The sequence below is a fragment of the Desulfobacterales bacterium genome, from assembly GCA_029211065.1.
In the GTDB taxonomy this organism is placed as follows: Bacteria; Desulfobacterota; Desulfobacteria; order Desulfobacterales; family JARGFK01; genus JARGFK01.
Genome location: JARGFK010000070.1, coordinates 1 through 25,085, shown reverse-complemented (window position 1 = coordinate 25,085; position 25,085 = coordinate 1). Strand labels below are relative to the sequence as shown.

Annotated in this window: 20 protein-coding genes; 5 read left to right on the top strand and 15 right to left on the bottom strand. The window is 50.1% G+C overall.

From position 1 onward, the window contains the following. Positions 1-108: 108 nt before the first annotated feature. The 4 genes from P1P89_15050 to P1P89_15035 form a co-directional block, all read right to left on the bottom strand. Entirely contained in the window at positions 109-3,198 is a 3,090-nt protein-coding gene (locus P1P89_15050) for an efflux RND transporter permease subunit (GenBank protein ID MDF1592831.1), read from the bottom strand. Next, positions 3,195-4,460, bottom strand: coding sequence for an efflux RND transporter periplasmic adaptor subunit (locus tag P1P89_15045; protein ID MDF1592830.1), 1,266 nt, complete (start codon positions 4,458-4,460; stop codon positions 3,195-3,197). Before P1P89_15045 ends, P1P89_15050 begins: the two co-directional genes overlap by 4 nt. A gap of 438 nt (positions 4,461-4,898) precedes the next feature. After that, complete coding sequence (locus tag P1P89_15040) at positions 4,899-5,276, bottom strand: hypothetical protein (protein MDF1592829.1); 378 nt, start codon at positions 5,274-5,276, stop codon at positions 4,899-4,901. Between the two features lie 334 nt (positions 5,277-5,610). Further along, positions 5,611-6,495 (bottom strand): PHP domain-containing protein, encoded by an 885-nt coding sequence (locus P1P89_15035; protein MDF1592828.1) that lies wholly within the window; start codon positions 6,493-6,495, stop codon positions 5,611-5,613. Positions 6,496-6,742: 247 nt separating this feature from the next. Here P1P89_15035 and P1P89_15030 point away from each other — a divergent pair, with 247 nt between their 5' ends. The 5 genes from P1P89_15030 (at position 6,743) to P1P89_15010 (ending at position 12,946) form a co-directional block, all read left to right on the top strand. Then, the gene (locus P1P89_15030) at positions 6,743-6,988 is read left to right on the top strand and encodes a hypothetical protein (protein MDF1592827.1); all 246 of its coding nucleotides are present in this window, start codon (positions 6,743-6,745) and stop codon (positions 6,986-6,988) included. After that, on the top strand, positions 6,985-8,697 hold the full coding sequence (locus tag P1P89_15025; GenBank protein ID MDF1592826.1) for an AarF/ABC1/UbiB kinase family protein: 1,713 nt from the start codon (positions 6,985-6,987) through the stop codon (positions 8,695-8,697). Before P1P89_15030 ends, P1P89_15025 begins: the two co-directional genes overlap by 4 nt. Positions 8,698-8,710: 13 nt before the next feature. Beyond that, positions 8,711-11,365 (top strand): glycine cleavage system aminomethyltransferase GcvT, encoded by a 2,655-nt coding sequence (gene gcvT, locus P1P89_15020; protein ID MDF1592825.1) that lies wholly within the window; start codon positions 8,711-8,713, stop codon positions 11,363-11,365. A 300-nt stretch (positions 11,366-11,665) separates the two neighbouring features. After that, the gene (gene mtnP / locus P1P89_15015) at positions 11,666-12,412 is read left to right on the top strand and encodes an S-methyl-5'-thioadenosine phosphorylase (protein ID MDF1592824.1); all 747 of its coding nucleotides are present in this window, start codon (positions 11,666-11,668) and stop codon (positions 12,410-12,412) included. Positions 12,413-12,424: 12 nt separating this feature from the next. After that, complete coding sequence (locus tag P1P89_15010) at positions 12,425-12,946, top strand: adenine phosphoribosyltransferase (GenBank protein ID MDF1592823.1); 522 nt, start codon at positions 12,425-12,427, stop codon at positions 12,944-12,946. A gap of 211 nt (positions 12,947-13,157) precedes the next feature. On the opposite strand, the gene yidD is transcribed toward P1P89_15010, so the two are convergent. From yidD to P1P89_14955, 11 genes are all read right to left on the bottom strand, one after another. Next, positions 13,158-13,538 (bottom strand): membrane protein insertion efficiency factor YidD, encoded by a 381-nt coding sequence (yidD, locus tag P1P89_15005; protein MDF1592822.1) that lies wholly within the window; start codon positions 13,536-13,538, stop codon positions 13,158-13,160. Positions 13,539-13,560: 22 nt separating this feature from the next. Continuing rightward, positions 13,561-13,803, bottom strand: a complete 243-nt coding sequence (locus P1P89_15000) for a hypothetical protein (protein MDF1592821.1) — start codon at positions 13,801-13,803, stop codon at positions 13,561-13,563. Between the two features lie 305 nt (positions 13,804-14,108). Beyond that, complete coding sequence (locus P1P89_14995; protein ID MDF1592820.1) at positions 14,109-15,530, bottom strand: hypothetical protein; 1,422 nt, start codon at positions 15,528-15,530, stop codon at positions 14,109-14,111. A 25-nt stretch (positions 15,531-15,555) separates the two neighbouring features. After that, on the bottom strand, positions 15,556-16,872 hold the full coding sequence (locus P1P89_14990; protein MDF1592819.1) for an amidohydrolase: 1,317 nt from the start codon (positions 16,870-16,872) through the stop codon (positions 15,556-15,558). An 80-nt stretch (positions 16,873-16,952) separates the two neighbouring features. Next, a complete protein-coding gene (locus P1P89_14985) occupies positions 16,953-18,311 on the bottom strand; it encodes a replication-associated recombination protein A (GenBank protein MDF1592818.1) in 1,359 nt (452 codons plus the stop codon). A gap of 3 nt (positions 18,312-18,314) precedes the next feature. Beyond that, complete coding sequence (locus P1P89_14980; GenBank protein MDF1592817.1) at positions 18,315-18,680, bottom strand: hypothetical protein; 366 nt, start codon at positions 18,678-18,680, stop codon at positions 18,315-18,317. A 20-nt stretch (positions 18,681-18,700) separates the two neighbouring features. After that, positions 18,701-20,035, bottom strand: a complete 1,335-nt coding sequence (gene der / locus P1P89_14975; GenBank protein MDF1592816.1) for a ribosome biogenesis GTPase Der — start codon at positions 20,033-20,035, stop codon at positions 18,701-18,703. A 227-nt stretch (positions 20,036-20,262) separates the two neighbouring features. Further along, a complete protein-coding gene (locus P1P89_14970; protein ID MDF1592815.1) occupies positions 20,263-21,039 on the bottom strand; it encodes an amino acid ABC transporter ATP-binding protein in 777 nt (258 codons plus the stop codon). Positions 21,040-21,093: 54 nt separating this feature from the next. Further along, on the bottom strand, positions 21,094-22,197 hold the full coding sequence (locus P1P89_14965; GenBank protein MDF1592814.1) for an amino acid ABC transporter permease: 1,104 nt from the start codon (positions 22,195-22,197) through the stop codon (positions 21,094-21,096). A gap of 7 nt (positions 22,198-22,204) precedes the next feature. Further along, positions 22,205-23,401 (bottom strand): amino acid ABC transporter permease, encoded by a 1,197-nt coding sequence (locus tag P1P89_14960; protein ID MDF1592813.1) that lies wholly within the window; start codon positions 23,399-23,401, stop codon positions 22,205-22,207. Between the two features lie 76 nt (positions 23,402-23,477). Continuing rightward, the gene (locus P1P89_14955; GenBank protein MDF1592812.1) at positions 23,478-24,497 is read right to left on the bottom strand and encodes an amino acid ABC transporter substrate-binding protein; all 1,020 of its coding nucleotides are present in this window, start codon (positions 24,495-24,497) and stop codon (positions 23,478-23,480) included. Positions 24,498-25,085: the final 588 nt, after the last annotated feature.

Genomic DNA, 25,085 nt, shown 5'->3' with positions numbered 1-25,085 from the left:
TATCCAATCCTCCCGGGTTGATTATGAAGCATACTTACCACATTTTTTACGACATTACAAGGTTGACGTGACACTAGATGCTTTTTGTGATTTTTCATAATTATTTTCTTACTTCCCATTTGCCGCATCCCTTCGGCGATTAATAATTGCATAGATCGTGGGAATAAAAACAAGCGTGATCAGGTTTGAGCTCATCAGGCCGCCGATGATCGCCCGAGCCATGGGTGCCTGGGCCTCGCCGCCTTCACCCATTCCCAACGCCAGGGGACTCATGGCCAGGATCGTGGTCATGGATGTCATTAAAATGGGTCGCAGCCGGCGGCGTCCGGCTTCTTCAATCGCAGCCTGGAGTTCCATCCCGTCGCGGCGGCGCAAGAGGTTGGTATGATCCACCAGCAGAATGGCGTTGTTTACCGCAATCCCGCCCAGCATGATACAGCCGATATAGGACTGCACATTGAAGGTGGTGTTGCTCAGCAGGAGCATCACAATAACCCCGATGGCAGCCATCGGCACGGCAAACATCACGATAAAGGGATCCTTGAGCGATTCAAAAAGGGATGCCATTACCATATAAATCAAGACGATGGAAAGCACAAAACCCAGCAGCAGCTCCCGGAATGATTTCTGCTGTTCCTCATAATCACCCCCGAAAATGATGGAAAAATCCCGCGGCACCGGAATCGTACGAAGTTTCTCCCGGATGTCTGCCAGGATAGACCCCATATCCCTGCCGCTGGTATTGGCGGAAACCGTAATAATACGTTCCTGATCCTTGCGCTCAACCAGAACCGGGCCCAGCCGCGGCTGAACTTTCACCACATTGCGCAAGATGACCGGTTCACCGCTGGCATTGGATACCGGCAGGTCCAGGATTTCCCCGAGGTCTTTTTTTTCAGAATCCTTCAGCTTCACCAGAATTCTGTATTCCTTGCCGCCGTCGCGAAAATTACCGGCGCTTTTTCCGGAAAGGACCGTTTTCAGCATATCGGCGATCTTGGATACCGTCAGCTGCATGTCTGCTGCTTTCTGTCGATCCACCATAATCAATTCTTCCGGAGTGCCGGATTCCCGGCTGACGAGGGCATCGGTAACACCCGCCACATCTTCCACCAGTGGCAGGATCCGTTTGGCAAGTTCGTCCGCCACCGCCAGGTCATGGCCGCGGATTTCTATCTGCACTTTTTCCGCATCCGAAGTTCCCATCCGCATGATCATGAGCCCCTGCCCGGCCCGGGTGCGCACCTTGGTCCCCGGTATATCCCTGAGTTTGCGGCGTAAGGCGGCCGCGATGGCATCGCTCGACCGCGTCCGTTCCGCTAACGGTTTCAGCGCGATCCGGATCGATCCGGTGTGGCCGCCCGCTGAGCGCCAACCGGCCGACCCGATAAAGCTGACCATGTTTCGGGCTTCGGGCACTTCCTGTTTGACAATCGCTTCGATACGCTTGAAGGTATCCTCCATCACCTTCAGTTTTGTGCCGACCGCCATTTCGGCATTGATCCGCACCTCGCCCTCATCCGCGCTGGGCATAAATTCAACCCCTACAAGCGGGATCAGAGTCAGGCTGCCGCCAAGAAGCAACACCGCCAGGGCGATGACCGTCTTTTTGTGGTTCGTCGCAAGATGCAGCAGACCGGCGTATTCATCCTCCAAAAGTTTAAAAAACCGGGCGGTAATTCTGAAAATTCGGCGGCCCAGGGTCACATGAGCGGATGAATGATTGTTTTGAGGAAGACGGATCTTGGAAGCCAGCATGGGAACCAGTGTCAGCGCAACTACCAGGGAACACCCCAGTGAAAAAGCCACCACATAGGATAGCTGTTTAAACATGACCCCCGACATGCCCCGGACGAAAATCAGCGGCAAAAAAACCACCAGCGTGGTCAAAGTACTGGCAATCACGGCCGACATCACTTCCTGGCTGCCGTTGACAGCGCTCTCTTCAGGTTCAAAACCTGCTTCCCGCAGCCGGTAAATATTTTCCAACACCACAATCGCGTTATCCACCAGCATACCGATGCCGAGTGCCAGACCGCCCAGGGTCATAAGGTTCAGGGTAAATCCGCCGAAATACATCAGGGAAAAGGTGGCGACAATGGAAATAGGAATGCTGGTGGCAATAATGGCCGTACTGGGGATATTACGCAAAAACAAAAACAGAACCACGATGGCCAAAACGCTCCCGTAAAGGACCGTGGTGCCCACATTGGTAATGGAACGTTTGATATAGTCCGAACTGTCAATAATGGAGGTTATCTGGAGCTGGGGGATATCCCGGTTGATCCGCTCAATCTCCTTGAGGACACCGCCGGCGACCTCAACGGTATTTGTTCCCGATTGTTTGTTCACCGACATGCGCACACCGGGCTGGCCGTTTACCCGAACGATCCGGGTCACTTTCTCCCAGGAATCCACGACTTCGGCAATTTCACCCAGCTGGATCGGCACCCCTTCGCGGATGGCGATAACCGTCCTGCGCAATATATCCAGGCTGGTATAAATCCCCGGCGTGCGAATGGTAATTTCCAGCAGCCCCTGTTCCAGCGACCCCGCCGGCAGGTTGACATTTTCTTCCTTAATCCGTGCCAGAATCCGGTCAATCGGCAGTCCCAGCGCTTTAATTTTTTCAGAATTTAAATAAACGTGTATCTCCCGATCCAGGCCGCCGCGCACATCCAGTGAAGCAACCCCCGGAATACGCTCGATCCGATATTTGACCTGGTCATCGATGATCTTACGCATCTGTATAGGGTCCAGGTTGCTGGCGACCCCCAGAATCAAAACCGGGAAACTGGCCAGATCGAACTTTCGCAGATGTGGCCTCTCGGCATCATCGGGAAGCCGGCTGATGATGCGGTCCAGCCGGTCGCGGATATCATTGGCGGCCGCGTCCAGATCAGTACCCCAGGCAAACGTTACGCGGACATTACTGGCGCCTTCTCTGGAAACGGAGGTGACCTCTTCTACGCCGGGGACCGCGCTCATGGCCTCTTCGATCAGCCGGGTCACCAGTTCTTCAATTTCTTCCGGACTGGCATTTTCATAATCGGTTGAAATACTCAAGGTCGGATAAGTGATGTCGGGCATCAGGTCGATGGAAAGTCGGTACAGTGAGACGACCCCTAATATGATCACAATCAGAGCCGCCATGATGGTAAAGATGGGATGGTGCACTGAAAAACGGGGAAGGTTCATGGCTTATCCTCCCCGGATGATTGTTTTTTACTTTTTGCCCCTTTTTTACCCTTTTTCGCTGGACCTTTCTTCCCTTCTTCTGCCGCAACCGGACCTTTCTGTTGTTCATCCGGCAGGATCACCGGTGCGCCGTCTTCAAGCAGGTGCTGACCCAACGTCACCACATATCCTGAAAGCGAAGGGCTTAAGATCTCGACCTGCCGACCATTAATAATGCCGGTGGCAACCGGTATGAACCGGGCTTTCTTTTCCGCCATATCGACCGAAAAGACACCTATGGCCTCCTCACGCTTTATCAGAGCGTCCTTGGGCACCACCGTTGCATTGTCGTGCTGGCCGAATTTAATGTTGGCCCGGACAAACATCCCGGGTTTCATCAGTCCTTCGGGATTGGGGATTTCAATCTCCACCCTTGCCTCCCGCGACGCCTCTTTCAGCAAGGGCGCCATCCGGACAACTTTGCCGGCAAACGTCTTTCCGGGATACGCGTCGGTAGCAACATCAGCCGTCATGCCAACCTGTATCTTGGAATAGTCCTGCTCAATCACATGAATGGCGGCAATCATGGAACGGATATCGAAAATGGAAATAATGGGGTTGTTGGCGGCGAGCATGGCGCCTTCATGGACATAGCGCTCGCCCACCACCCGTTCCCCCCCCCCTTCATTCGGCGGCACCGCGATCCGGGTATAAGACAAGCGCACCTCAGCCCCCTTCAGGGCGGCTTCTTTCTGAACTACCTGGGCCAATGCGACTTTTAATTTGGATTCCTGGCTTTTATATCTGGATTCGGCCGCGTCCAGTTCCGATTCCGAGGCAATCTTTTTTTGACGCAGCACGACCGTTCGCTCGAAGTCCCTTCGGGCGGTCTCAAGGGCGTCCCGGCTTTCTTCCAAGTTTGCCTTGACCACCTCCAGTTCGGCACGGGCTTGATCGACCTGCTGGTGATATTCTTCATCATCCAGCACGGCAACCAGCTGGCCCTGCTTGACCTTGTCTCCGATATTGAAAAACAGTTTTTTAATTCTACCGGCAATTTTAGGTGCAACCACAAACTGGGATCGGGCGAGCAGGCTGCCGGTGAAATCCCTGATGTCTTGAATAGAGCCCTTTCCCACCGGTTTAATTTCCACAGCTACCGGCACAGGTCCCGAGCGTTTTCCTTCAGGCGCTTTTTGGGACAAAAATGCTTTTTGATATATCTGCCAGCCGATCCCCCCTGCCGCAACGACAACCATCAATAGGATCACGAGTCGTTTCATGCTTTATTCCTTTAGGATACGATCCGGAACACGTTGCTGAAAAATTTCAGCGACTTAATATATTTTGATACACCTGCAATTTCAAACGCAGCGTGTTGAAATTAAGTCGCAGATTTACAGGGAATGGTTACACCTTTTTTTGAAATTCTGAAAATTTCGGTTATGAGATCCATTACACATGATATGGAACATTGTATCACTATTAATATTATCGGGGAAAGACAAGTGAATTTTGTAATGACTTTTTAAACATCCAGATTTATTGATCTGGCTTAAGAATGGAGCTGGATGATTGTATTGTTTCCGTTAAAAACCCGGGGGAAAATAATATAATACGGTATTGATAGCAAGAAAATTATTTCAACAGGGTTAATTGGGAAAATCAACATACCGCTGCCATTCGATTTGCTGCCTGCGTTCGTCCCAGCCATGCCCTACCTAATCTTTAATGATATTCAACAACAGCTTGTCCGCCAAATCGTCGGGTTCGGGGTCCCCTTTCGGCTGCCCCCACCACTCAGGTGGTTCAGGTTCGCCATACTGCTTCCCCACAAACTGTTTATGGCCGAAATAAATACAGACGACACGGTCGTTGCCGATATACAAAAGCGAACCGAACTTGCCGTCCTGAATACAGTCCGCGATCTTTGTGGCGATTATTTTAACGCGATGATGTTGTTTTTCACTCTTGATGATCAGGGCATTATCTTTCCAACCCACATTCTGGAAACATTCTTTCAATTCCTTTTTGAGCCTCTCAAAATCTTTTTTTAGTATACCGTCAATGGTTCCAAGAATAATACTATGCGCAGCCATGAAAATTTATCCTTTAATGCTTTATGGTTTTCGAGCCATTCGATTAGACCCCGATGCCACCCTATGTTTGTAATCAGATTTTATTATGTATACACCAAGACGGTGCTATTTTTCAATCTAAGATCTTGTAAGCAAACCGAAAAGCAAAACAAGGAGGGGAAAATTCCGGGGTTTTGAAAAGGCTTCAAAGGAGACCCTTGAAAATGCCCAATCTTGCTCCCATTCAAGAAAGGCGATCCCGCCGGGGCGGGATCAACCGACCCGGAGGAATAGACTACGTATTACCCGGGGCAGAGGCTGAAATGGATCAAAACGAGGCATTTTGCAAAGACCTTCAGGTATTCCCATTAAGCCTGCGCTTAATATTATCCCGAAGTTTTTTGGATTTCGAATTGAGGACGGTACAGCTGTAGCGGATATTTTTTTCAATCAGGTCCGGACAATTTCTAATATTCGTTCGGAGTTTCAGACCGTTTGAGGTTACTTTTCTAAAAATGTCAATTTCCTTGCCGATCACCTTATTTTGCTTTTCCCTGACAGCATCCAGAAAAGCTTCGCGGGTTCTTTTGCAATTTGCATAGCTGACCACCTTGCCGATCTGGTAAAGGGCATGGCCGTCACTTCCGCCGACAACCGTCTTGTTGAGGTTAAATCCCAGAACCGCGCATTTAAGGTTCCACTTTTTCAGGTTTTCGGAATTGATGGCTTCAACCCCGTCCACAAGATCAAAGAGTCTTTTTTGCTTAGCTATTGAAAACTGAGGGTTGCACACACCGGTATAGGCGGTACAATACGGGTGTGGTAAAATAACGACGGTTTTGAATGCCCGTGCTTTTTCGATGATCGCTTCCATCGGCAGGGCGATGGAACTCATAAGGCCGTTTCCCATGTTCGGATGAATATGTTCTTTGAAAAAATGCTTCAGACTTGCAATGCCGTAAAAATAAATCAGGAGATGGCTACCCTCCTGAGACGTTACTTCTATCCCGGGAATGCTCAATATGTCTTTATATTCATCAATTTCAACCGCGCCCCTGATATCGTTATGGTCCGTAATGGAAATACCGATACCCTGTTGGCGCACCTGTTTGGCAATCTGCCGGACCGTATTCAACCCGTCCGAATAACGGGTATGAAAATGCAGGTCAACCACGGTATAATGTTGGACTAATTCTGAAATATCGGGTTTTTCAAACTGAACTCGGTTTGTTCTGTCCATACCATTCATCACTTGAAGAAAGCTCCTTTTTATGCGCAAACACTATTTATAAGAACATATTTTAAAAATGCAAGTCAAGCCCCAGCATGTCACCGGTATTTTGCCCAAGCTGGAGGCTCTTAACTGCAAGGCATTTAACAGAAAACAGAAAAAGATTGCCGAAGCAGGCCGGCCTTGATATATTTTCAAAAAAATTCGTTCCACACGATCAGACTTTCCTTAATCCATTAAACCGGGAGGTGACAAATTGAAGGAAAATAAATGCCCCAAGTGCGGTTCAACCGATGTATATGCCGGAACCGATGTTTATCCAAAGAGCGGCCCTTTTACCAGCAACTCAATTCCCATCAGTCTGACATCCATTGCAGCCCTTGATAATTATGTCTGCATCCAATGCGGTTATGTTGAAAGTTATATCGCCGAAACTGAAAAATTAAAAGAAATTTCCAAAAAGTGGATAAAAACCACAAAATCTGAAAGAGGCGAAAAATGAATCTTTTCAGAGGGTATGGCATGAAGAACCTGGGCCGGTTCGGCACCATAACCAGGGTCCTGATCAAACATGGGCTGGGTGATGTCGCAGAACGGCTGTCGCGTAAAAAGCCGGCACATTCCAAAGATTCTTCTGAAAAGGAACCGCTGGTCTACCGCGGCTTTCCTTCGCCCAAACGGATCCGACTGGTCTTTGAAGAATTGGGACCCAGCTTCATCAAGCTCGGTCAACTGATGAGCACCCGGGCGGACATTTTCCCACCGGAATACATCGAGGAATTTAAAAAATTGCAGGATCAGGTTCCGCCGGAACCGCTCAAGGACATCGTCGCCGTTATTGAGGATGAACTCAAGCATCCGATTTCTGAGCTGTTTAAAACATTTTCATCCGAATCCATTGCCGCGGCTTCCGTGGCCCAGGTCCATGTGGCCGAACTTTTCAGTGGAGAAAAAGTGGCGGTCAAGGTCATCCGGCCCGGCATCCGAAAAAAAATAGAGAAAGATATCCGCCTGATGGATGCCTTCGCCGAGAGAATTGAACGGTCATTTGAAGTGGGCCGTATTATCGGCGTCGCCAATCTGGTCAAAGAATTTGAACGTACCATTTTTAAAGAACTCGACATGTTCATCGAAGCGGGTACCATCGAAAAATTTTCCGTCAATTTCAAAGATGACGATGAGTTATACATCCCAAAAGTATACTGGAACTTAACCTCCCGATCGGTGCTGGTCATGGAGCATATTGACGGCATCAAAATGGACAGGATCGATACCCTTAAAGCCCATGGCATTGATCCCAAAGAAATCGCCATGATTGGATTGCGTTCCTTTTCAAGGCAGCTGATGGAGTTTGGTATTTTTCATGCCGATCCTCATCCCGCCAATGCAATCGTCATGTACGACGGACGCGTCAGCCTGGTCGACTTCGGTATCATCGGCTACCTGGATGAAGAGATGATGCATCAAATTGCCAACATCTTTCTGGGATATGCCGAACATGATTACAGCCTGGTCATGGAAGCGCTCTTGGACGCCGGCCTGCTGGATGACGAAACCATGGACATCGAAGGTTTCCGTTTGGACCTGAAAGACATCAGCGAACCTTTTTATGGCCGTTCCCTGCAGACAATATCGGTAAAGGATGTTTACGATCAGGTCATGCACCTGGTGCTCAAATACCGCATCCGCCTGCCGCGCAATATGCTGCTGCTGCTTAAGACCTTCATCCAGACCGAGGCCTTGGGTAAAATTCTGGGCAGCGACGCCAGCCTGCTCGAGGTAACCAGGCCCTATGCCAAACGTCTGATCCAGAAGGGCTATGAGGCCCAGAAATTGATGCGACTCATCCGCAAAGATGCCCGCTATATAGGCAAACAAATAAAGGAATTGCCCAGGTACGTACATGACATCCTCCGGCAGACCGCCAGGGGGCGACAACGCATTGAAATCCGGCATAGTGGTTTTGAGCGTTTCGACCAGAAGCTTGAAAAAGGGGTGAATCGTTTGACGGTTGGTCTGATCATTTCCGCCTCCATCATTGCCGGATCGCTGGTGCTGAATTCAGGTCAAAAAGTCATCGAGCTTCAGTTGAACCTTTTTGGCTTTCAGAAGGTTCCCCTCACTGCTCTCCTGGGGCTGGCCGGCTATTCCATCGCAACCGTTTTAGGGATCTGGCTGATTTTTTCGATTTTTCGATCCGGCAAGATGTAAAGGATTTTTTAAAATGACCCATCAAACTCAAAAAACCGTATTTTTTGATCGCCATGTCAGCCTCGGCGCTGAAATGGTCGATTTCAGCGGCTGGCAGATGCCGCTGCAATATGGACCGGGTATTGTGCAGGAGCATCTCATTACCCGAAAATCCGCCGGACTTTTCGATGTGTCCCATATGGGACGCTTCCGTATCGGCGCAAGCGGCGCATTGGGCTTTCTGCAGCGGATGCTGACCAATAATGCCGCTGCCTTGCAGACGGGCCAGAGCCAGTACACCCTCGTCCCCAATAAAAACGGCGGCGCCATAGACGATGCCTACCTTTACCGCCTGGCCCAAAATGAATATCTGCTGGTTGTCAATGCCGCCAATCGTGAAACCGTATGGCGGCACCTGCAACAGGCTCTGAAGCGGTCTGAAAAAGTCGATATGCGGGATCAGACTGAAGAGCTGACCATGCTCGGCCTGCAAGGTCCCCTTTCAAAAACAATCCTGCAGGGCGTTTTGGATTCCGGAAGTTTGCCGGAACCCCTCAGAAATTATATCAGCCCGGCCTGCATCAAAGGCGCGGACGTGTTTATCGCCAGGACCGGATACACCGGTGAACCGGTCTGTTTTGAGCTGTTCGTTGAGCGTCGCCACGCGCTGATGCTCTGGAACCTGCTTCTGGAGCGGGGCGCTGTTCCCATCGGCCTGGGCGCCAGGGACACCCTCCGGCTGGAGGCCGGGCTTCCGCTTTATGGACATGAACTGGGGCTGGACCCTGATGGCGGGGAGATACCGATTTTTGCATCCAATCTATCCCGTTTTGCCGTCAGTTTCTCACCGCTCAAGGGAAACTATATCGGCCGCAAGTTTTTAGAAAGCCAGTTCATAGCCTTGAAAGAAATTATGAACAGAAACTATTCCCGGAGTGAATCCCTGCCCCGCCGGATCCAGCCCATCGCTTTGCTCGACAAGGGCGTGGCTCGCGCCGGCAGCCGGGTGTTTCAACAATCAACCCACGTGGGGGTTGTCACCAGTGGTACCATGGTGCCCTACTGGAAATTTGAGGGTGACGGAATCGAATCCTGCCTGACGGATGAAAAAGGGCTGCGGGCCATCGGTTTGGCGCTCATAGACAGCAGGATTAACGAGGGAGACAGCATTCAGATTGAGATCAGAGGCAAAAAAATGGGGGCCCGGGTTGTCCCCTACCATTTGAAAAGTAACGCCCCGCCCTTTGCCAGGGCGATCCTGTGGCCGGCGCAGGAGGTATCCGGCGCCGCAAGCTTACCGGAAAATCATGCACCGGCAGCTGTTCAGGCTTTAATAAAAAAAACCGCAGCCAATACCCGCTGGCGCCGGCAGGAATGCATCAACCTGATTCCTTCGGAACAGACCCCCTCCCCTCTGGTCAGAACGCTGTCCATCATGGACCCTTCCGGACGCTATGCCGAACACAAACGCATCGTCGCATTAAAAGACGCAGAAGTGTTTTACTACCAGGGAACGGATTTTATCGCCGAAGCTGAAAACTTATTGCAGGCCGAGCTTTGCCGCTTTCTGGGGTGCAGCAGGGTGGAAACCCGTCTGATCTCCGGCCAGATGGCCAATACTGCCGTATTCAGTGCGCTGGTGGACTATTTGAACCGCATTGACCGCAAAATTGAACCGCGGCGCATTCAGCGGGTCATCAATCATCATATCATCAAAGGCGGCCATCTGAGCGCCCAGCCCATGGGGGCATTGCGCGACTTTGTTGCGCGCGACCCCCTGTCGGAAAAACCGGCCGTGGTAAACTTCCCGGTTATGGCGGAAAATCCCTTTCAGATAGATACGGCCGCCTGTCAAAACATCATCGCAGACTGTCGCCCTGAACTGATCATCCTTGGCAAAAGCATGATGCTCCATCCCGAACCGGTGTCGGCCATCAGGGCCGTAGTCGATGACCTTTCCCTCGACTGCATCATCATGTATGACATGGCCCATGTACTGGGGCTTTGCGGCCCCTATTTTCAGGAACCTTTCAAAGAAGGCGCCCATATCGTGACCGGCTCGACTCACAAGACCTTTTTCGGAACCCAGCGAGGTATCATCGCTGCAGATATGGCCGAGTCCGACCCTCACTACAAGTTCTGGGAAACCATCGAGCGCCGTGCGTTCCCCGGCAGCGTCAGCAATCATCATCTGGGCACCCTGCTGGGCCTGCTGATGGCGACCTACGAGATGAATTATTTCAAAGCCGATTATCAGCAAAAGGTCCTCCAAAATGCCCAGGCCCTTGCCAAAGCGCTGAAATACTGCGGTCTTAATGTGGCCGGTGATCCATCCGTTTCCTACACCCAGACCCATCAGGTCATCGTTCAGGTAGGTGATGCCCGCGGTCCGGAAGTAGCCCGCCGCCTGGAAGAAAATAATATCATCGTCAATTACCAGGCCACGTCAGAGGACGATGGCTTTACCGCTGCCAGTGCATTGCGCATGGGCGTGGCTGAAATGACCCGCTTCGGCATGATGCCGGCCGACTTTAGAGAGCTGGCGCAGCTGATGCACGCAGTGATCGAATTAAATAAAAACGTTAAAAAAGAAGTCACCACCCTGCGCAAACGGTTCCTGGAAATGAAATATTGCTTCCGCGGGCCCGAACTGGAAGGCCTTATGGGGCAATTGCATCAATTGATTTAATTTGCTAACTATTTCTTTGTAGATTTCCCCGGGGATTCTGTGGTTTGGGATTTTAATATACTTTCTCAGGAAAATCGGTAGCGTCCGTTGTTCGTTGTCAATTGTCAGTAGCAATGCATTTCGGCTATAAGCAGCAGCTGAGGTACTTTTACCTATTCCAGAGGCATTTTTTGAAACCATATATTATTCTTGCAGTTTCAACGGACAACTGGCAACAAGCAACGGACATTATCAAAAAATCAACTTAACTCCTTTAGAGAATGAAAAAACTAAATGGAGGATTCAAAAAGGAAGCTATTCATGGTAAAAGTTGGAATTGTCGGCGGGTCCGGACTGGACAACCCGGATATTTTAAAAGGAGCCACAGAACTGAAGATCGACACGCCTTATGGGGAGCCTTCGGCCCCCCTGTCCCTTGGTAAAATCGGCGGTGTGGATGTCGCCATCCTCGCCCGGCACGGACGCAAACACCAGTTCAGCCCTTCCCAGGTCAACTACCGAGCCAACATTCACGCCCTCAAAGAACAGGGTGTCACCCATATTATCGCCACAACCGCCTGCGGCAGCCTGCGGGAGGAAATAGGCCGTGGCGATTTGGTAATCCTTGATCAGTTTATCGATTTTACCCGCCACCGCAAGACCACCTTTTTTGATTCCTTTGAAAACGGCGCCGCGCATACCGCCATGGCCGACCCTTTTGATCCCGGGCTCCGGCAAAAGCTCTTTGAAACATCCACTGCGCTGGGATATAAAACGCATAACAAGGGAACCATGATTACCATTGAGGGCCCCCGCTTTTCAACCCGGGCGGAGTCCAACATGTTCCGTCTCTGGGGGGCTGACGTCATCAACATGTCGGTGGCGCCGGAAGCCGCACTGGCAAATGAAGCCGGAATCCCTTACGCCGTGATAGCCATGTCAACCGATTACGACTGCTGGAAGGAAGATGAGGCCCCCGTCACCTGGGAGGAAATCCTGGAAGTTTTCAACCACAACGCCGATAACGTCAAAAACCTTTTGCTGCAAGTTATTCCAACAATAGCGTAGAAAGGATGATGCATGAATCTGAAAGAAAAAATTCGCACGGTACCCAACTGGCCGGTCAAAGGCGTCATGTTCCGGGACATCACCACCCTGCTGCAGGACCCGGCTGCATTCCGGGCCGCCTGTGATGCGTTCTACAATCGCTACAAAGACATGAATATCAGCAAGGTCGTCGGTATCGATGCCAGGGGATTTTTGTTCGGGGCGGTCCTGGCGTATCAACTCAAGGTCGGCCTGGTTCCGGTCAGAAAAAAAGGCAAACTGCCTGCCAAAACCATCCGCAAAAGCTACTCCCTCGAGTATGGCCAGGACACCCTGGAAATGCACGCGGATGCCATTGAAAAAGGCGAGCGCGTCCTGATCGTGGACGATCTCATCGCAACCGGCGGCACGGTTTCCGCCACCATTAAACTGGTTGAGGAATTGGGCGGGAAAGTCGTTGAGTGTGCCTTTGTGGTGGAACTCCCCGATCTGCATGGCCGCGAACAGATAAAAGGATACAAGATATTCACCCTGACCGAGTTTGAAGGGGAATAACGCTTTTCTTAATTTATTTAACACACAATTATACCGCTTTCCATAATAAAGTTCCGAAACAATGAATTGCGGTATAAGCGGTTGTAGAAAAAACCGTTGGGATAACGGAACGTTTTTTTGACAACCGCTATAAAGGGATTTAAACGCAAACGCGGACTTCCAATAGCAGTCCGCGTTTGCGTATAATAGTTTTTGTTACGTATTGATGTTGTTATTTATCACTACACCAAAAATCGTTTTTTTCCACAGGGTCGTAATATTTCAACTTGCCGTTAATTATTATTTTTGGTGACAGTCTTGTTTCATCACGACCGCAACGCATTAAACGGTCCATTGCCATTATCCATCCCGCAATCAGCCCGTGTTTTTGAATGCTTTGCAGGCTATAGGTGGAATCGGACGGATACATGGGGCATTCGCCACTCCTTACAGCAGAAAGATGATTCAGCGGGCCTTGGTAAAACTCGATCATGGAAGACAGCGGGTTGGTTGCCGGGTCGTCTTGAGCCTGCATTGATTTCGAGTAGGTGCATGACGCAATCAGGCAAAATAGAATCAAACACAATGATAGTTGTATAAATATTTTTTTCATCGTCTAATATGATATGTTTATTTCAACCGATGATACGCAACGCCAAATACGGCACCAAGTTGAACATCAGGATCAATATCTTGAAAAATGCGATGCCGGCATAGTGAATGGCATCAAACCTGTCCCGCGGTATTTGGTACCATTTGCTGTGAAACCGATAAACCCAGTCATGGGCAAAAAAGAAAATTAAAAACCACCATATCAGCAACCCCATGTTTATGACGCTGCACCATGCCAACATGCTGCGGATTGTTATGAGTGTCATCATTTCCCCCTTTCATTAACAATAACGACATGAAATTGAAATCCCTCCCAAGAGTCTATTCGATAACCTTTAATTCCTCTCCCCCTAGTGGGGAGAGGTTAGGTGAGGGGGAATAAATTCAGTTACACCCTCACCCCGACCCTCTCCCTGAGAGACAGGGCGTTGCCAGACAGCCTCCTGACCTCTTTTTGGTAAAGGGAGGAATAACTCCCCTCTTTGGAGAAGAGGGATAAGGGCAAATTTTTTAATAAGTATCTATTCAATAATGTAGCCCTTAATATATTACTGGCGGATTATGCCGCATCTCATCTCTCAACAACCAGGGAACGGATACCCCTGGCGCTTAACTCGACAGAGAACTTTTCAGCTTCTTTCGCTGTGTCGAAAGCGCCCGTATATAAATAATTTTGGCCGTTAGTATCCTGAATTGAATACGATACGTATCCCTTTTCCGAAAGGAACCGGCTCTGTTTTTTTAGATCATCGTCCGACAAATAGGCGCCGATGAAGTTTGCATATTTTACCCTGATAGGCCTGGCATGCTTTAATTGTTTTTCATTTATTACTTTTTGAGCGGTTGCGGGATCTTTGTAACAATCAATCAAGACGCGATACCAAACACCTTTTTCCCCTAAGTCAACCCGAACCCAGAATGCCTGCAGTCCTGTGTTAAGGTAAATTTCGGCAGACTGCTGTGCCGATTGCAAAGAACGATACGACTCCGCATGAATGGAGTAAGGAAATGAAACAGGCGGTGCGTTGAGAACGTTTTTTTCCTTCTCAACCGAAGGTCCGGCGTCCTTCACTTCCGGTCCCTTTTGGAGAAGAGCCGTGTCGGGGGGAACAATAGCATCGGTCTTTTGAGCAATCAGAATATCTGAAGGCAAATTGACAGTTTTTGCCTCTATTTTCAGCGGGGGGGGATCTATTTTACGGGTAATCGCAGCTTTTTGCTGTTCATCTCCTTCGACCCGGACAAATATTTTAAAAACAATAAACAAAACCGCTGCTACCAGAATGATCAAGATACCGCCCAAAACAAATTTTTTCCGGTAAAATCTTCTTCGCCTTATTTCTAAATCACTAATTTCAAAACTTTCTGTATTCTGGATTTTATCAATGTTGCTTTCGTCTATGGTAACCGGTTCGATCGGATCTTTTTTATATTCCCGGTTTGCTTTAGAAACATTTTTGTTATCCACCGCCTTCTTTTCATCATCCCTCTGGTTCAAAACGGCTTTTTTTTCTTTTTCCGGGTTGGACTCTTTGGCAGGTGGATACACTGCTGCTTTCTGCCGTCTGGAACCAGGTGCAATATTTGTTTTTCTCTCAGGGGCATCGGGTTTTTTGAAAGCTTCCTTTATTTTTCCTTCATCGATGGTAACCAGTGCTGGCGGCCGCAGTATTGCAGGACCATCACCGTCCCATTTATTTTTGACTGCATCAATTATTATTCGTTCATCTTTTCTTTTTACCTTATCAGGTACAACCGCAGTCGGTTTCGGGGCTGCGACCTCCGGAACAGATCTATCGTCGATATCAACAAATAAATTGTTCAACCGGTCCTTAAGATCGTCTATATTAATATCAAATTCAACTTCCTTTTCACCACCATCTATCTTTTCAGAAATGGGTGTTGATTTCTTTAAAGTGGAGATTTTTTCAGTTTTAACCTGGGCGCCGTCTTTCTTTATAACCTTTATAACCTTCTTTTTCTCTTTTTCCATTTCCAGCCTTCTATCTCCGGTCAAACTATTTTTTCCTGATTCGGCCGCTGATGGCGTTAACCTTTTCATAGATATCCGCCATATCCAGCGTCAGCAGTTTGCGGTCCTTCAGGATCACCCGGCCGGCCACAATGACATCACGGACATCCGAACCCTTGGCGCTGTAGACCAAATGCGAGACAGGATTGTACATCGGGAAAAGATGAGGTGACCGGGTATCTACAACAAGGACATCGGCCTGTTTGCCGATTTCAAGAGAGCCGATTTCTTTGTCCAGGCCGATTGCTTTAGCGCCGCCGATGGTTGCCATCGTTAAAACGGTTCCGGCATCCATGACTGTCGGGTCAAGGGCATTTACCTTATGCAGTTTGGCGGTAACGTCCATCTCCCGGAAAAGATCCTGATCGTTATTGCTGGCACAGCCGTCCGTTCCCAGACCCACCGCAATGCCCGCATGAATTAAATCCGGAACGGGCGCAATGCCGGACGCCAGCTTCATTTCGCTTTCCGTGGTCACAGACACCGATGCCTTCCGGTTGGCAATCAACCTGATGTCGCTCTCTTTCAGCCAGATGGCATGCACCAGCAGGGTATCTGAATCAAGGATGCCGATCCCGTCCAGGTACTCAACCGGCGTCTTCCCGTGATCCTTTAGGGCCTGATCGAATTCATTTTTTGTTTCGGCAGCATGAATCTGAAACAGCACTCCCTTTGCAGCGGCCGCTTCTTTGGCCTTTTTCAGGGTATCGGCGCAGCAGGTGTAAGGCGAATGGCAGAAAACAGAGGGTTTGATCAGGGGTGAAGCTTCACGCCATTTTTCGACAAATTCCAGGGCCGTATGGATATTCCGGGAGGGATTTGGAATCCCCGGCGCCGGAAAATCAATTACCCCGTGCCCCAGAACCGCGCGCAGGCCGGAGTGGTGCACTGCTTCGGCAACATGGTCTTCCAGAAAATAACCGTCGCAGAGGGTAGTGGTACCGGACAAGATCAGTTCGGCACATCCCAGCAGGGCGCCGAATCTTACTGTTTCGGGATTAATATAACTGGCCTCGGCCGGAAAAATATGTTCGTTCAGCCACACCTTCAGCGGCAGATCATCGGCAAGGCCCCTGAATAGCGTCATCGGTAGATGGGTATGGGTATTGATCAGTCCGGGCAGGATAATGCCGCCCGCAGCATCAATGGTCTCCTTTGCTTTCGGGAGCGCAGCGCCCGTCTGTTTGGCCGACACCTGTTCAATTTTTCCGTTTTTGATGCCGATGAGACCGTTCTGAATCACGTCAAAACCGGGATTCATCGTCACAATAATGCCGTTATGGATGACAATGTCATAACCCATCGCGCAGTTCATCCTATCACTGCGTCTCCGCGTCTCTGCGCGAGAATTCGATTCGATGTTGGTCGTTGGATGTTCGACGTTCATTTGTTTTTCCGGCCTTTATCTTTCAGACTTTGCCACATTTGGAGCCGTTCTTTGATGATCTTTTCAAACCCCCGGTCCGTGGGAAAATAAAACTGCCGGCCCTGCAGTTTTTCCGGCAGGTAGTCTTGAGGGACATATCCCTCCTGGTAGTCATGGGCGTACTTGTAATCTTTGGCGTATCCCAGGGTTTTCATCAGTTCCGTGGGTGCGTTGCGGATGTGCAGCGGAACCGGCAGCGTCCCTGAATTTTTAATGGCTTCCTGAATTTTGCCATAGGCGCGGTAGGTTCGGTTGCTTTTGGGGGCCGTGGCAAGATAAACCGCCGCCTGGGCCAGGGCCAGTTCCCCTTCCGGATGCCCCAAAAATTTAAATGCTTCCATGGCGCTCATGGCCACTGTCAGCGCCTGGGGATCGGCGATGCCCACGTCCTCGGAGGCAAACCGGACCATCCGGCGTGCGATGTAAAAGGGGTCCTCCCCGGCCAGCAGCATGCGACCGAGCCAATACAGGGCTGCATCCGGATCGCTACCCCGCAGGCTCTTATGCAGGGCGGATATCAGGTTATAGTGTTCCTCGCCGGATTTGTCGTACATCAGGGCCTTACGCTGCAGGGCCGCCTCTAAATCCGCCACCGTTATCTCAACTTCCTGACCCCCGGCTGTCGGTTTTTTTAGGGGCAGGACCAGCGTCGCCGCGATCTCAAGACTGTTCAAAGCCACCCGGGCATCCCCCTCGGAAATGCGAACCAGATGTGCACGGGCGTCTTCAGCCAGCTTAAACGGATTTTTTCCGAGTCCGTTTACCGGATCTTTCAACGCCCGGTCCAGGATAGTGAGGATGTCGACCTCCGAATGCATCTGCAGCGTAATCACACGACAACGCGAGAGCAGCGGCGCAATCACTTCGAAGGATGGATTTTCGGTGGTTGCCCCGATCAGGGTGATGAGGCCGCTTTCGACATGATGCAGAAAGGCATCCTGCTGGGATTTGTTAAACCGGTGAATCTCATCGACGAACAGGAGAGTCCTTTTGCGGTGCAGTTTCTGATGGTCCCTTGCTTCCTCGATAACGGAGCGGATCTCCTTTACCCCTGACAGCACCGCTGAAAACTGGACGAAATGACAGCGGGTTTCCGCCGCGATGATCCTGGCCAGGGTTGTTTTGCCGCACCCCGGCGGACCCCACAGAATCATGGAAAAAAGCTGATCGTTCTCAACGGCTTGCCGCAATAACGTGCCTTTACCGATAACATGCGTCTGTCCGACAAATTCATCCAGCCCCTTTGGGCGCATGCGATCGGCCAGCGGCCTTGCCGCCATTGCGGTCTCTTGGGCTTGATATTCAAAAAGGTCCATTGGCTATTTAATTTCTTTACACTCCGGCGTATCCATTTTTTGATTGTTGAATGTCCGGCTGTATTCTTCATCAATACATTTTTCAATGATGGCGCCCCACTTCCGACTTTCTTCATATGAAAAAATATCCGGCAGCTCCTGTATGTGATTGGCAATGCATGCCTCTACGGCAAAAGAGACGGTATCTTCACACTCTTCTTTTGTAACCTCATAACAGTCACGATAATACTGGTCGGATTTGCAGAAAGCAGTCGGCATGTTTTTCGTCATAAAGTTTATCCACTGATCCTGTGCCATATCGGCTGCATGGCTAACGGAAAAAAATAATATCAATACGAAAAAAAACACCCCTTTTGGCAACAGATTCATTATAATGTCTCCTTTCCCAATTATCCCTCTTGGCGGTGCCCCTTGCGCGCCTTAAAATACAGACGCATCGGCGTCTTATCGAGCCCTGCAGCCGCCCGGATCTGATTCACCAGATACCGCTGGTACGAAAAGTGAACCCCCACCGGGTAATTGACAAAACATATAAATGTCGGCGGCTTGGCGGAAACCTGGGTGGCATAATAAAATCGAATGCGCCGGTTCCTATAGATCGACGGTTCTCGCTGGCTGGTGGCCTGCTCGATGATCTGATTCAGCTGACTCGTGCTAATTCGACTGCTATACTGGCGATATATTTCATCCGTCAGACTGAAAATTTTCGAAACCCTTGTCCCGGTTTTTGCCGAAATCGTCAATGCCGGGGCAAAGTTTAAAAACTTGGCCGCCGACCGCAACTGCTCAATATATTTTTTAGAGGTCTGCTCATCTTTTTCAACCATGTCCCACTTGTTCAGCAGCAGAATGCAGCCGCAGCCCCGCTCCAACGCATAGCCGGCGATAGTAATATCCTGATCGGCAATCCCCTCCTGGGCGTCCATAACAATCAGAGCCACGTCACATCGATCAAGACTCCGCAGTGCCTTTATGACGGAAAATTTTTCCAGCTTACGGGAAACCTTGCCTTTGCGGCGGATTCCGGCGGTATCAATCAGCCGGTATGTCTTACTTTTTATCCGGCAGACTGAATCAATGGCGTCCCGGGTGGTGCCGGGGACATCGCTGACCAGCAGCCGTTCATTTCCCAGAATCCGATTGATCAGGGATGATTTTCCCACATTGGGGCGTCCGACAACCGCCAGGCTGATCAGCTCTTCTTCCGGTTGGGTGTTCACCAATGCTTCGGTGGGAAATTTAGCAACCAGCGCATCCAGAAAGTCCGGTATGCCGTAACCATGTTCGGACGAAACCGGAAATAGTTCATCCACCCCCAGGTTGTAAAATTCATAGAGGTTGTCTTCCTTTTCTACGCCGTCAATTTTATTTACGGCGTAGAAAACCGGTTTGGAAATATTACGTAGAATTTTGATCAGGTCCGCATCAAATGGAGAGGCGCCGCCTTTTCCGTCTAGCATCAGCACAATGACATCTGCATCATCCATGGCCAGTTTCAGCTGAAAACGGATCTGGTCGGCAAAACCATCGGCGTCCTGCTGGGAAAATCCGCCGGTATCAACCACTGTGAAATCAATCCCTTCCCAGCTGGCATCGCCGTAATTACGGTCACGGGTCACCCCCGGGAAGTTGTCCACCAGTGCGTCTCTTGTCCGTGTGACCCGATTAAAAAAAGTGGACTTGCCCACATTGGGGCGTCCGACAATGGCAACGATCGGTTTCATGATTTTTTTAATTCCCTCTGAACAATCGTAAAATTATAGAGTATATACGGTTTTTGGGATCATACCATAAAAACTTAAAAATTTTAAAAAAATGTCGCAGGATATTAGACTTTGCCGGACAGAAACTAAAAGCCATTTCAAAACCTTGGATCAGGTCTGATAGAAAGGCGCCCCGCTCAAAAGCGGGACTACCAGTCCTCAGACGGAGTTTTGAAATGGCTTTTAAACTAGTGCAGGATCTGACTTAAAAATAATTTGGTTCGTTCATGCTGGGGGTTATCAAAAAATTCCGTGGGCGTGTTTCCTTCGACAATTTGACCGAAGTCCATGAAGAGCACCCGGTGGGCGACGCTTTTGGCAAATCCCATTTCATGGGAGACAACAATCATGGTCATGCCCTCCTGGGCCAGATTGATCATAACGTCCAGCACTTCTTTGACCATTTCAGGATCCAGCGCGGAAGTCGGTTCATCAAACAGCATCACTTTAGGCCGCATGCACAGGCTTCGGGCAATGGCCACACGCTGCTGCTGTCCGCCGGAGAGCTGACCGGGGAATTTGAGGGCCTGGTCGGCAATATGCACCTTTTCCAGAAAATACATGGCGATGTCTTCAGCTTCAACTCTTGGCACCTTGCGCACCCAGATAGGGCCCAGCATCAGGTTTTCAAGTATGGTCAAATGGGGGAACAGGTTAAAGTGCTGAAACACCATGCCGACTTCCATACGGATTTTCTCAATGTTCTTGATGTCGTTGGTCAGTTCAATCCCGTCTACAATAATGCGGCCGCGCTGATGCTGCTCCAGCCTGTTGATGCAGCGGATCAGCGTTGATTTGCCGGACCCCGAAGGCCCGCAGATCACAATCCGTTCCTGCTTTTTAACGGTCAGATTGATATCCTTCAAGACATGGAAATCGCCGAACCACTTGTGCATCTCGATGATTTCAATAATCGGATCGGTGTCAGCCTGTTTTTCCCTGCCGACTTTCGGCTCCTGGTTCATAATCTCTCTCGTCAATAGGTTTGGTTCAACTGCAGGTTAAATATCCCTTTGACCTCAGCGGCCGGTATCCAGCTCCCGCTCCAGCCGGCGGCTGTAATTCGACATAAAGAAACAGCATAAAAAGTAAATCAGGGCAACAAAAATATAAGCTTCAGCTGAAAATCCCATCCACTTGGGATCCGACAGAATGGACTGGGTGGTTTTGAGCAGATCGTAAAGTGCGATGATGACCACCAGGGAGGTATCCTTGAAAGCGGAAATGAGGATACTGACCGATGGGGGAATCACGATTTTCAGCGCCTGCGGCAATATGACCAGACGCATGGTCAGGTAGTAATTCAACCCCAGAGACTCGGCCGCTTCATACTGCCCACGAGCCATTCCCTGCAGCCCCCCGCGAACAACCTCCGCAATATAGGCCGCCGTAAACAGAATTATGGCCAGTTGGGCCCTTAAGATTTTATTGAAGGTAACCCCCTGGGGTAAAAACAGGGGAAAAACAACCGACGACATGAACAACAGGCTGATCAGGGGAACGCCGCGAATCAATTCGATATACAGGACGCACAGCGTTTTGATGGCCCGCATTTCGGATTGGCGCCCCAGCGCCAGAATCACCCCCAGGGGATAGGCCGCCGTAAGTCCGAACACCGACAGGAGCAGTGTCAGCGGCAGGCCGCCCCATTGGGTGCTCTCCACGGGCGCCAGACCGAACAATCCCCCTTTCATGAGAAGGCCCATGATAAACAGTCCGGCAATCCAGCCATACCCCAACGGTTTTCGCCAGCGTTTCCGGTTGCGGCTGTAAAACAGCAGCCCCACCAGAATGATCATGGCCAGCAGCGGCCGCCATTGCGATTCCGGCGGGAAGAACCCGAAAAGAATAAACCGGATATTTGCGCTGATGACCGACCAGCAGGCCCCGCCGGCTGCGCGGCACTCCTCTCCGGTAGATACCCACATACTGTCCACAAACGCCCACCGGATGAATGGTGGAACGATTTTCCAGAGTATCAGCAGGGCAATAACGCTTAAAATCGAATTTAAAACACTATTAAACAGGTTGGCTTTGACCCAGCCGATCACCCCCACACTGGTAAGCGGCGGCTTGATGATTTCCACCGGAGCGTCTGCATTTGCTTTGTTTATGGCGGTCATGGGTCCGTTATCTTTCCACCAGTGCTATTTTTTTGTTATACCAGTTCATGAAGGCCGAGGTTGTCAGGCTGAAAAAAAGATACACCAGCATAATCATGGCCACACCTTCAATGGCCTGTCCGGTCTGGTTAATGGTCGTCCCGGCCACCGACACAAAATCCGGATACCCGATGGCAACCGCCAGAGAACTGTTTTTTGTCAGGTTCAGCATCTGGCTGGTCAAGGGCGGCACGATCACCCGAAGCGCCTGGGGTAAAATGACCAGGTTCAGAATATGTCCGGGCCGCAGACCGATAGACATGGCCGCCTCGGTCTGTCCATGGCTGACCGACTGAATCCCGGCGCGCACGACTTCGGCCACAAATGCGGCCGTATATAATACCAGTCCCAGCAGCAGCGCGCTGAACTCCGGACTTATCGTCATTCCCCCTTTAAAGTTAAACCCGGTCAGTTTGGGCACATTCATCTCAAAAGGTGCGCCGAACAGCAGCCACGTCAGCAGCGGCAGCCCGATAAAAATCCCCAGCGAGAATCTGAACACCGGAAAGGGCCGGCCGGTGATGTCCTGTCGCTCTCGTGCCCAGCGGCGCAACATAAAGGCTACAATGCCGGCAATCACCAATGCCATCAGCATAAAACCATAGGCCGTATGGTATTTGGGTATGGCGAACACCAGACCGCGGTTACTGATAAAAACATGCGCGAAAGGGTTCAGGGCCTGGCGGGGAACCGGCAGGATTTCATAAAAGAACGAATACCAGAAAAATAGCTGCAGCAATATCGGGATATTCTGAAAAAACTCGATATAGACAGCGGCCAGCCGCGTGACCAGCCAGTTTGATGACAACCGGGCGATGCCGATAAACGTCCCCAGGATGACCGTCAGGATAACACCGATAAACGCAACAATCAGGGTATTGAGCGCTCCCACCAGAAGGGCCCGCCCATAGCTGTCGGCAGCAGAATACCGAATCAGCGACTCACCGATTTCAAATGAAGATTCTTTTTGGAGAAATCCGAAACCGGTGGCAATTGATTGTTTCTCGAGGTTTGCCAGGGTATTTGAAATCAGATAAAAGCCCAGCAGGCCCACCAGCGCCATAACGCCCAATTGATACAAAATGGATCGCTTGGCAGGATCATACCAGAACGATACGGATGTACGTTCGGTTTTGGCGGTCGAATCGCTCTTGTCTGCTTTCATCGGCAGCCTTAAATGTTGTTATTTACGAGATATTCAGAGAAGGGCGCCGCTTACGGCGGCGCCCTTTTAGAAGATCTTACTTAAACGGCGGCGTATACATCAGGCCGCCTTTGGTCCACAGGGCATTCAGACCGCGCTCCAGCCTGAGTGTGGTATTGACGCCGACGTTTCGTTCAAAGACCTCGCCGTAGTTTCCCACCTGTTTGACGATATTATAGGCCCATTTTTCATCCAACCCGAGGGCTTTGCCGTTGCCGGGGCTTACGCCTAAAAACCGCTGGATGATGGGATCTTGGCTCTTGAGCATTTCATCCACGTTTTTGGAGGAAATCCCCAGATATTCCGCTTCGATCATGGCCATTACCGAAAAGTTCACCACGTCATACCACTGGTCATCCCCATGACGAACAGCCGGCGCAAGGGGTTCTCTTGAAATAATCTCCGGCAAAATCACGTAATCGGCCGGATTGGGGGCAATGGCTCGGGTACCGGCCAGTTGGGAAGCGTCTGAAGTCAGGCTGTCGCAGCGCCCCGCAAAAAAGGCCTTGGCAAGTTCCGGGGTGCTTTCGATGACCACCGGCTTCATTTTTATTTTATTGGCCCTGAAATAATCGGCGGCATTCATCTCCGTGGTCGTTCCCGGCAGAACACAGACGGTTGCGCCGTCAAGCTCCTTGGCGCTTTTGACTCCCAATTTCTTGGGAACCAGAAATCCCTGACCGTCATAGTAGTTGACCTGCACAAAGTTAAGGCCCAGATCGGTTTCTCGGGTCAAGGTCCGGGTGGCGTTGCGGGTTAATACGTCTATTTCGCCGGACTGCAGCGCGGTGAAACGGGTCTTGGCTGTCAGTGGAATATATTTTATTTTGTTGGCATCCCCGAATACCGCCACCGAAATCGCGCGGGCCGTATCCACATCAAGACCCCGCCAAACGCCTTTTTCATCAGGTTTGGCAAAACCAAAGAGGCCCTCATTTACACCCACCTGAATGAATCCTTTGGCTTTGACATCCTGCAACGTGCCGGCAATTGCCGCACTTGCGCCCAAAAATGCGATGACAATAAACATTACTAGAAAAAACTTGACTGGTTTCATGCTTTATCCTCCTTTGGGTTAAGGTTTCATGCCGGATACTCGTGTGTCGATACACGCATTCGAAATCGTTTCGGCAAGCCTGTCAAAAGTGAAAATTAGTATAAAAATTGGATGAGGTGTAAAGTAAAGCTGAATCGCAACAATGAGCGTATTCCTTGTCACGCCCCGCAGGGACCGCAGGGTTATTCAAAAACCGGTTGATCAATAATAATGGAGATTTATATCATTGCCGTTTTGTTTTGCAAGAAAAAACTGGATTCTATTCGATCCCTCCAGGTACATAAGGAGATTGACCGTTCCGGTTTATAACGCAATTTCCCCGCGGATGACAGGCGTTGATCTTTTTCCCCATAAATTTTTGAAAAAAGTCCCTATGCTTGACAGTTCGTATCAGACAACATATAGATTTCAGATAAGTTCTCAAAAAGTTTGTCTGACATTCGCCAACAAAGGGAGGCAAAATCGTCTCTCCAAGGGTTTGGAGGAAAAAAATGAAATCAATACAAAGCGTTATAAAATTTATAGGATTTCTGACACTTAATATGGGGTTGCTGGCGGGGTGTGCCTCGACTTCATACATCAATGTCA

Coding starts and splice junctions, on each gene's coding strand:
- P1P89_14955 (MDF1592812.1), bottom strand. CDS start 24,497: ATGAAACCAGTCAAGTTTTTTCTAGTAATGTTTATTGTCATCGCATTT.
- P1P89_14990 (MDF1592819.1), bottom strand. CDS start 16,872: ATGGGTTATGACATTGTCATCCATAACGGCATTATTGTGACGATGAAT.
- mtnP (MDF1592824.1), top strand. CDS start 11,666: ATGGTAAAAGTTGGAATTGTCGGCGGGTCCGGACTGGACAACCCGGAT.
- P1P89_15040 (MDF1592829.1), bottom strand. CDS start 5,276: ATGGCTGCGCATAGTATTATTCTTGGAACCATTGACGGTATACTAAAA.
- yidD (MDF1592822.1), bottom strand. CDS start 13,538: ATGAAAAAAATATTTATACAACTATCATTGTGTTTGATTCTATTTTGC.
- P1P89_14985 (MDF1592818.1), bottom strand. CDS start 18,311: ATGGACCTTTTTGAATATCAAGCCCAAGAGACCGCAATGGCGGCAAGG.
- P1P89_15010 (MDF1592823.1), top strand. CDS start 12,425: ATGAATCTGAAAGAAAAAATTCGCACGGTACCCAACTGGCCGGTCAAA.
- P1P89_15045 (MDF1592830.1), bottom strand. CDS start 4,460: ATGAAACGACTCGTGATCCTATTGATGGTTGTCGTTGCGGCAGGGGGG.
- P1P89_15025 (MDF1592826.1), top strand. CDS start 6,985: ATGAATCTTTTCAGAGGGTATGGCATGAAGAACCTGGGCCGGTTCGGC.
- P1P89_14965 (MDF1592814.1), bottom strand. CDS start 22,197: ATGACCGCCATAAACAAAGCAAATGCAGACGCTCCGGTGGAAATCATC.
- P1P89_15000 (MDF1592821.1), bottom strand. CDS start 13,803: ATGACACTCATAACAATCCGCAGCATGTTGGCATGGTGCAGCGTCATA.
- der (MDF1592816.1), bottom strand. CDS start 20,035: ATGAAACCGATCGTTGCCATTGTCGGACGCCCCAATGTGGGCAAGTCC.
- P1P89_14980 (MDF1592817.1), bottom strand. CDS start 18,680: ATGAATCTGTTGCCAAAAGGGGTGTTTTTTTTCGTATTGATATTATTT.
- P1P89_15035 (MDF1592828.1), bottom strand. CDS start 6,495: ATGGACAGAACAAACCGAGTTCAGTTTGAAAAACCCGATATTTCAGAA.
- P1P89_14960 (MDF1592813.1), bottom strand. CDS start 23,401: ATGAAAGCAGACAAGAGCGATTCGACCGCCAAAACCGAACGTACATCC.
- P1P89_14970 (MDF1592815.1), bottom strand. CDS start 21,039: ATGAACCAGGAGCCGAAAGTCGGCAGGGAAAAACAGGCTGACACCGAT.
- P1P89_15050 (MDF1592831.1), bottom strand. CDS start 3,198: ATGAACCTTCCCCGTTTTTCAGTGCACCATCCCATCTTTACCATCATG.
- P1P89_14995 (MDF1592820.1), bottom strand. CDS start 15,530: ATGGAAAAAGAGAAAAAGAAGGTTATAAAGGTTATAAAGAAAGACGGC.
- gcvT (MDF1592825.1), top strand. CDS start 8,711: ATGACCCATCAAACTCAAAAAACCGTATTTTTTGATCGCCATGTCAGC.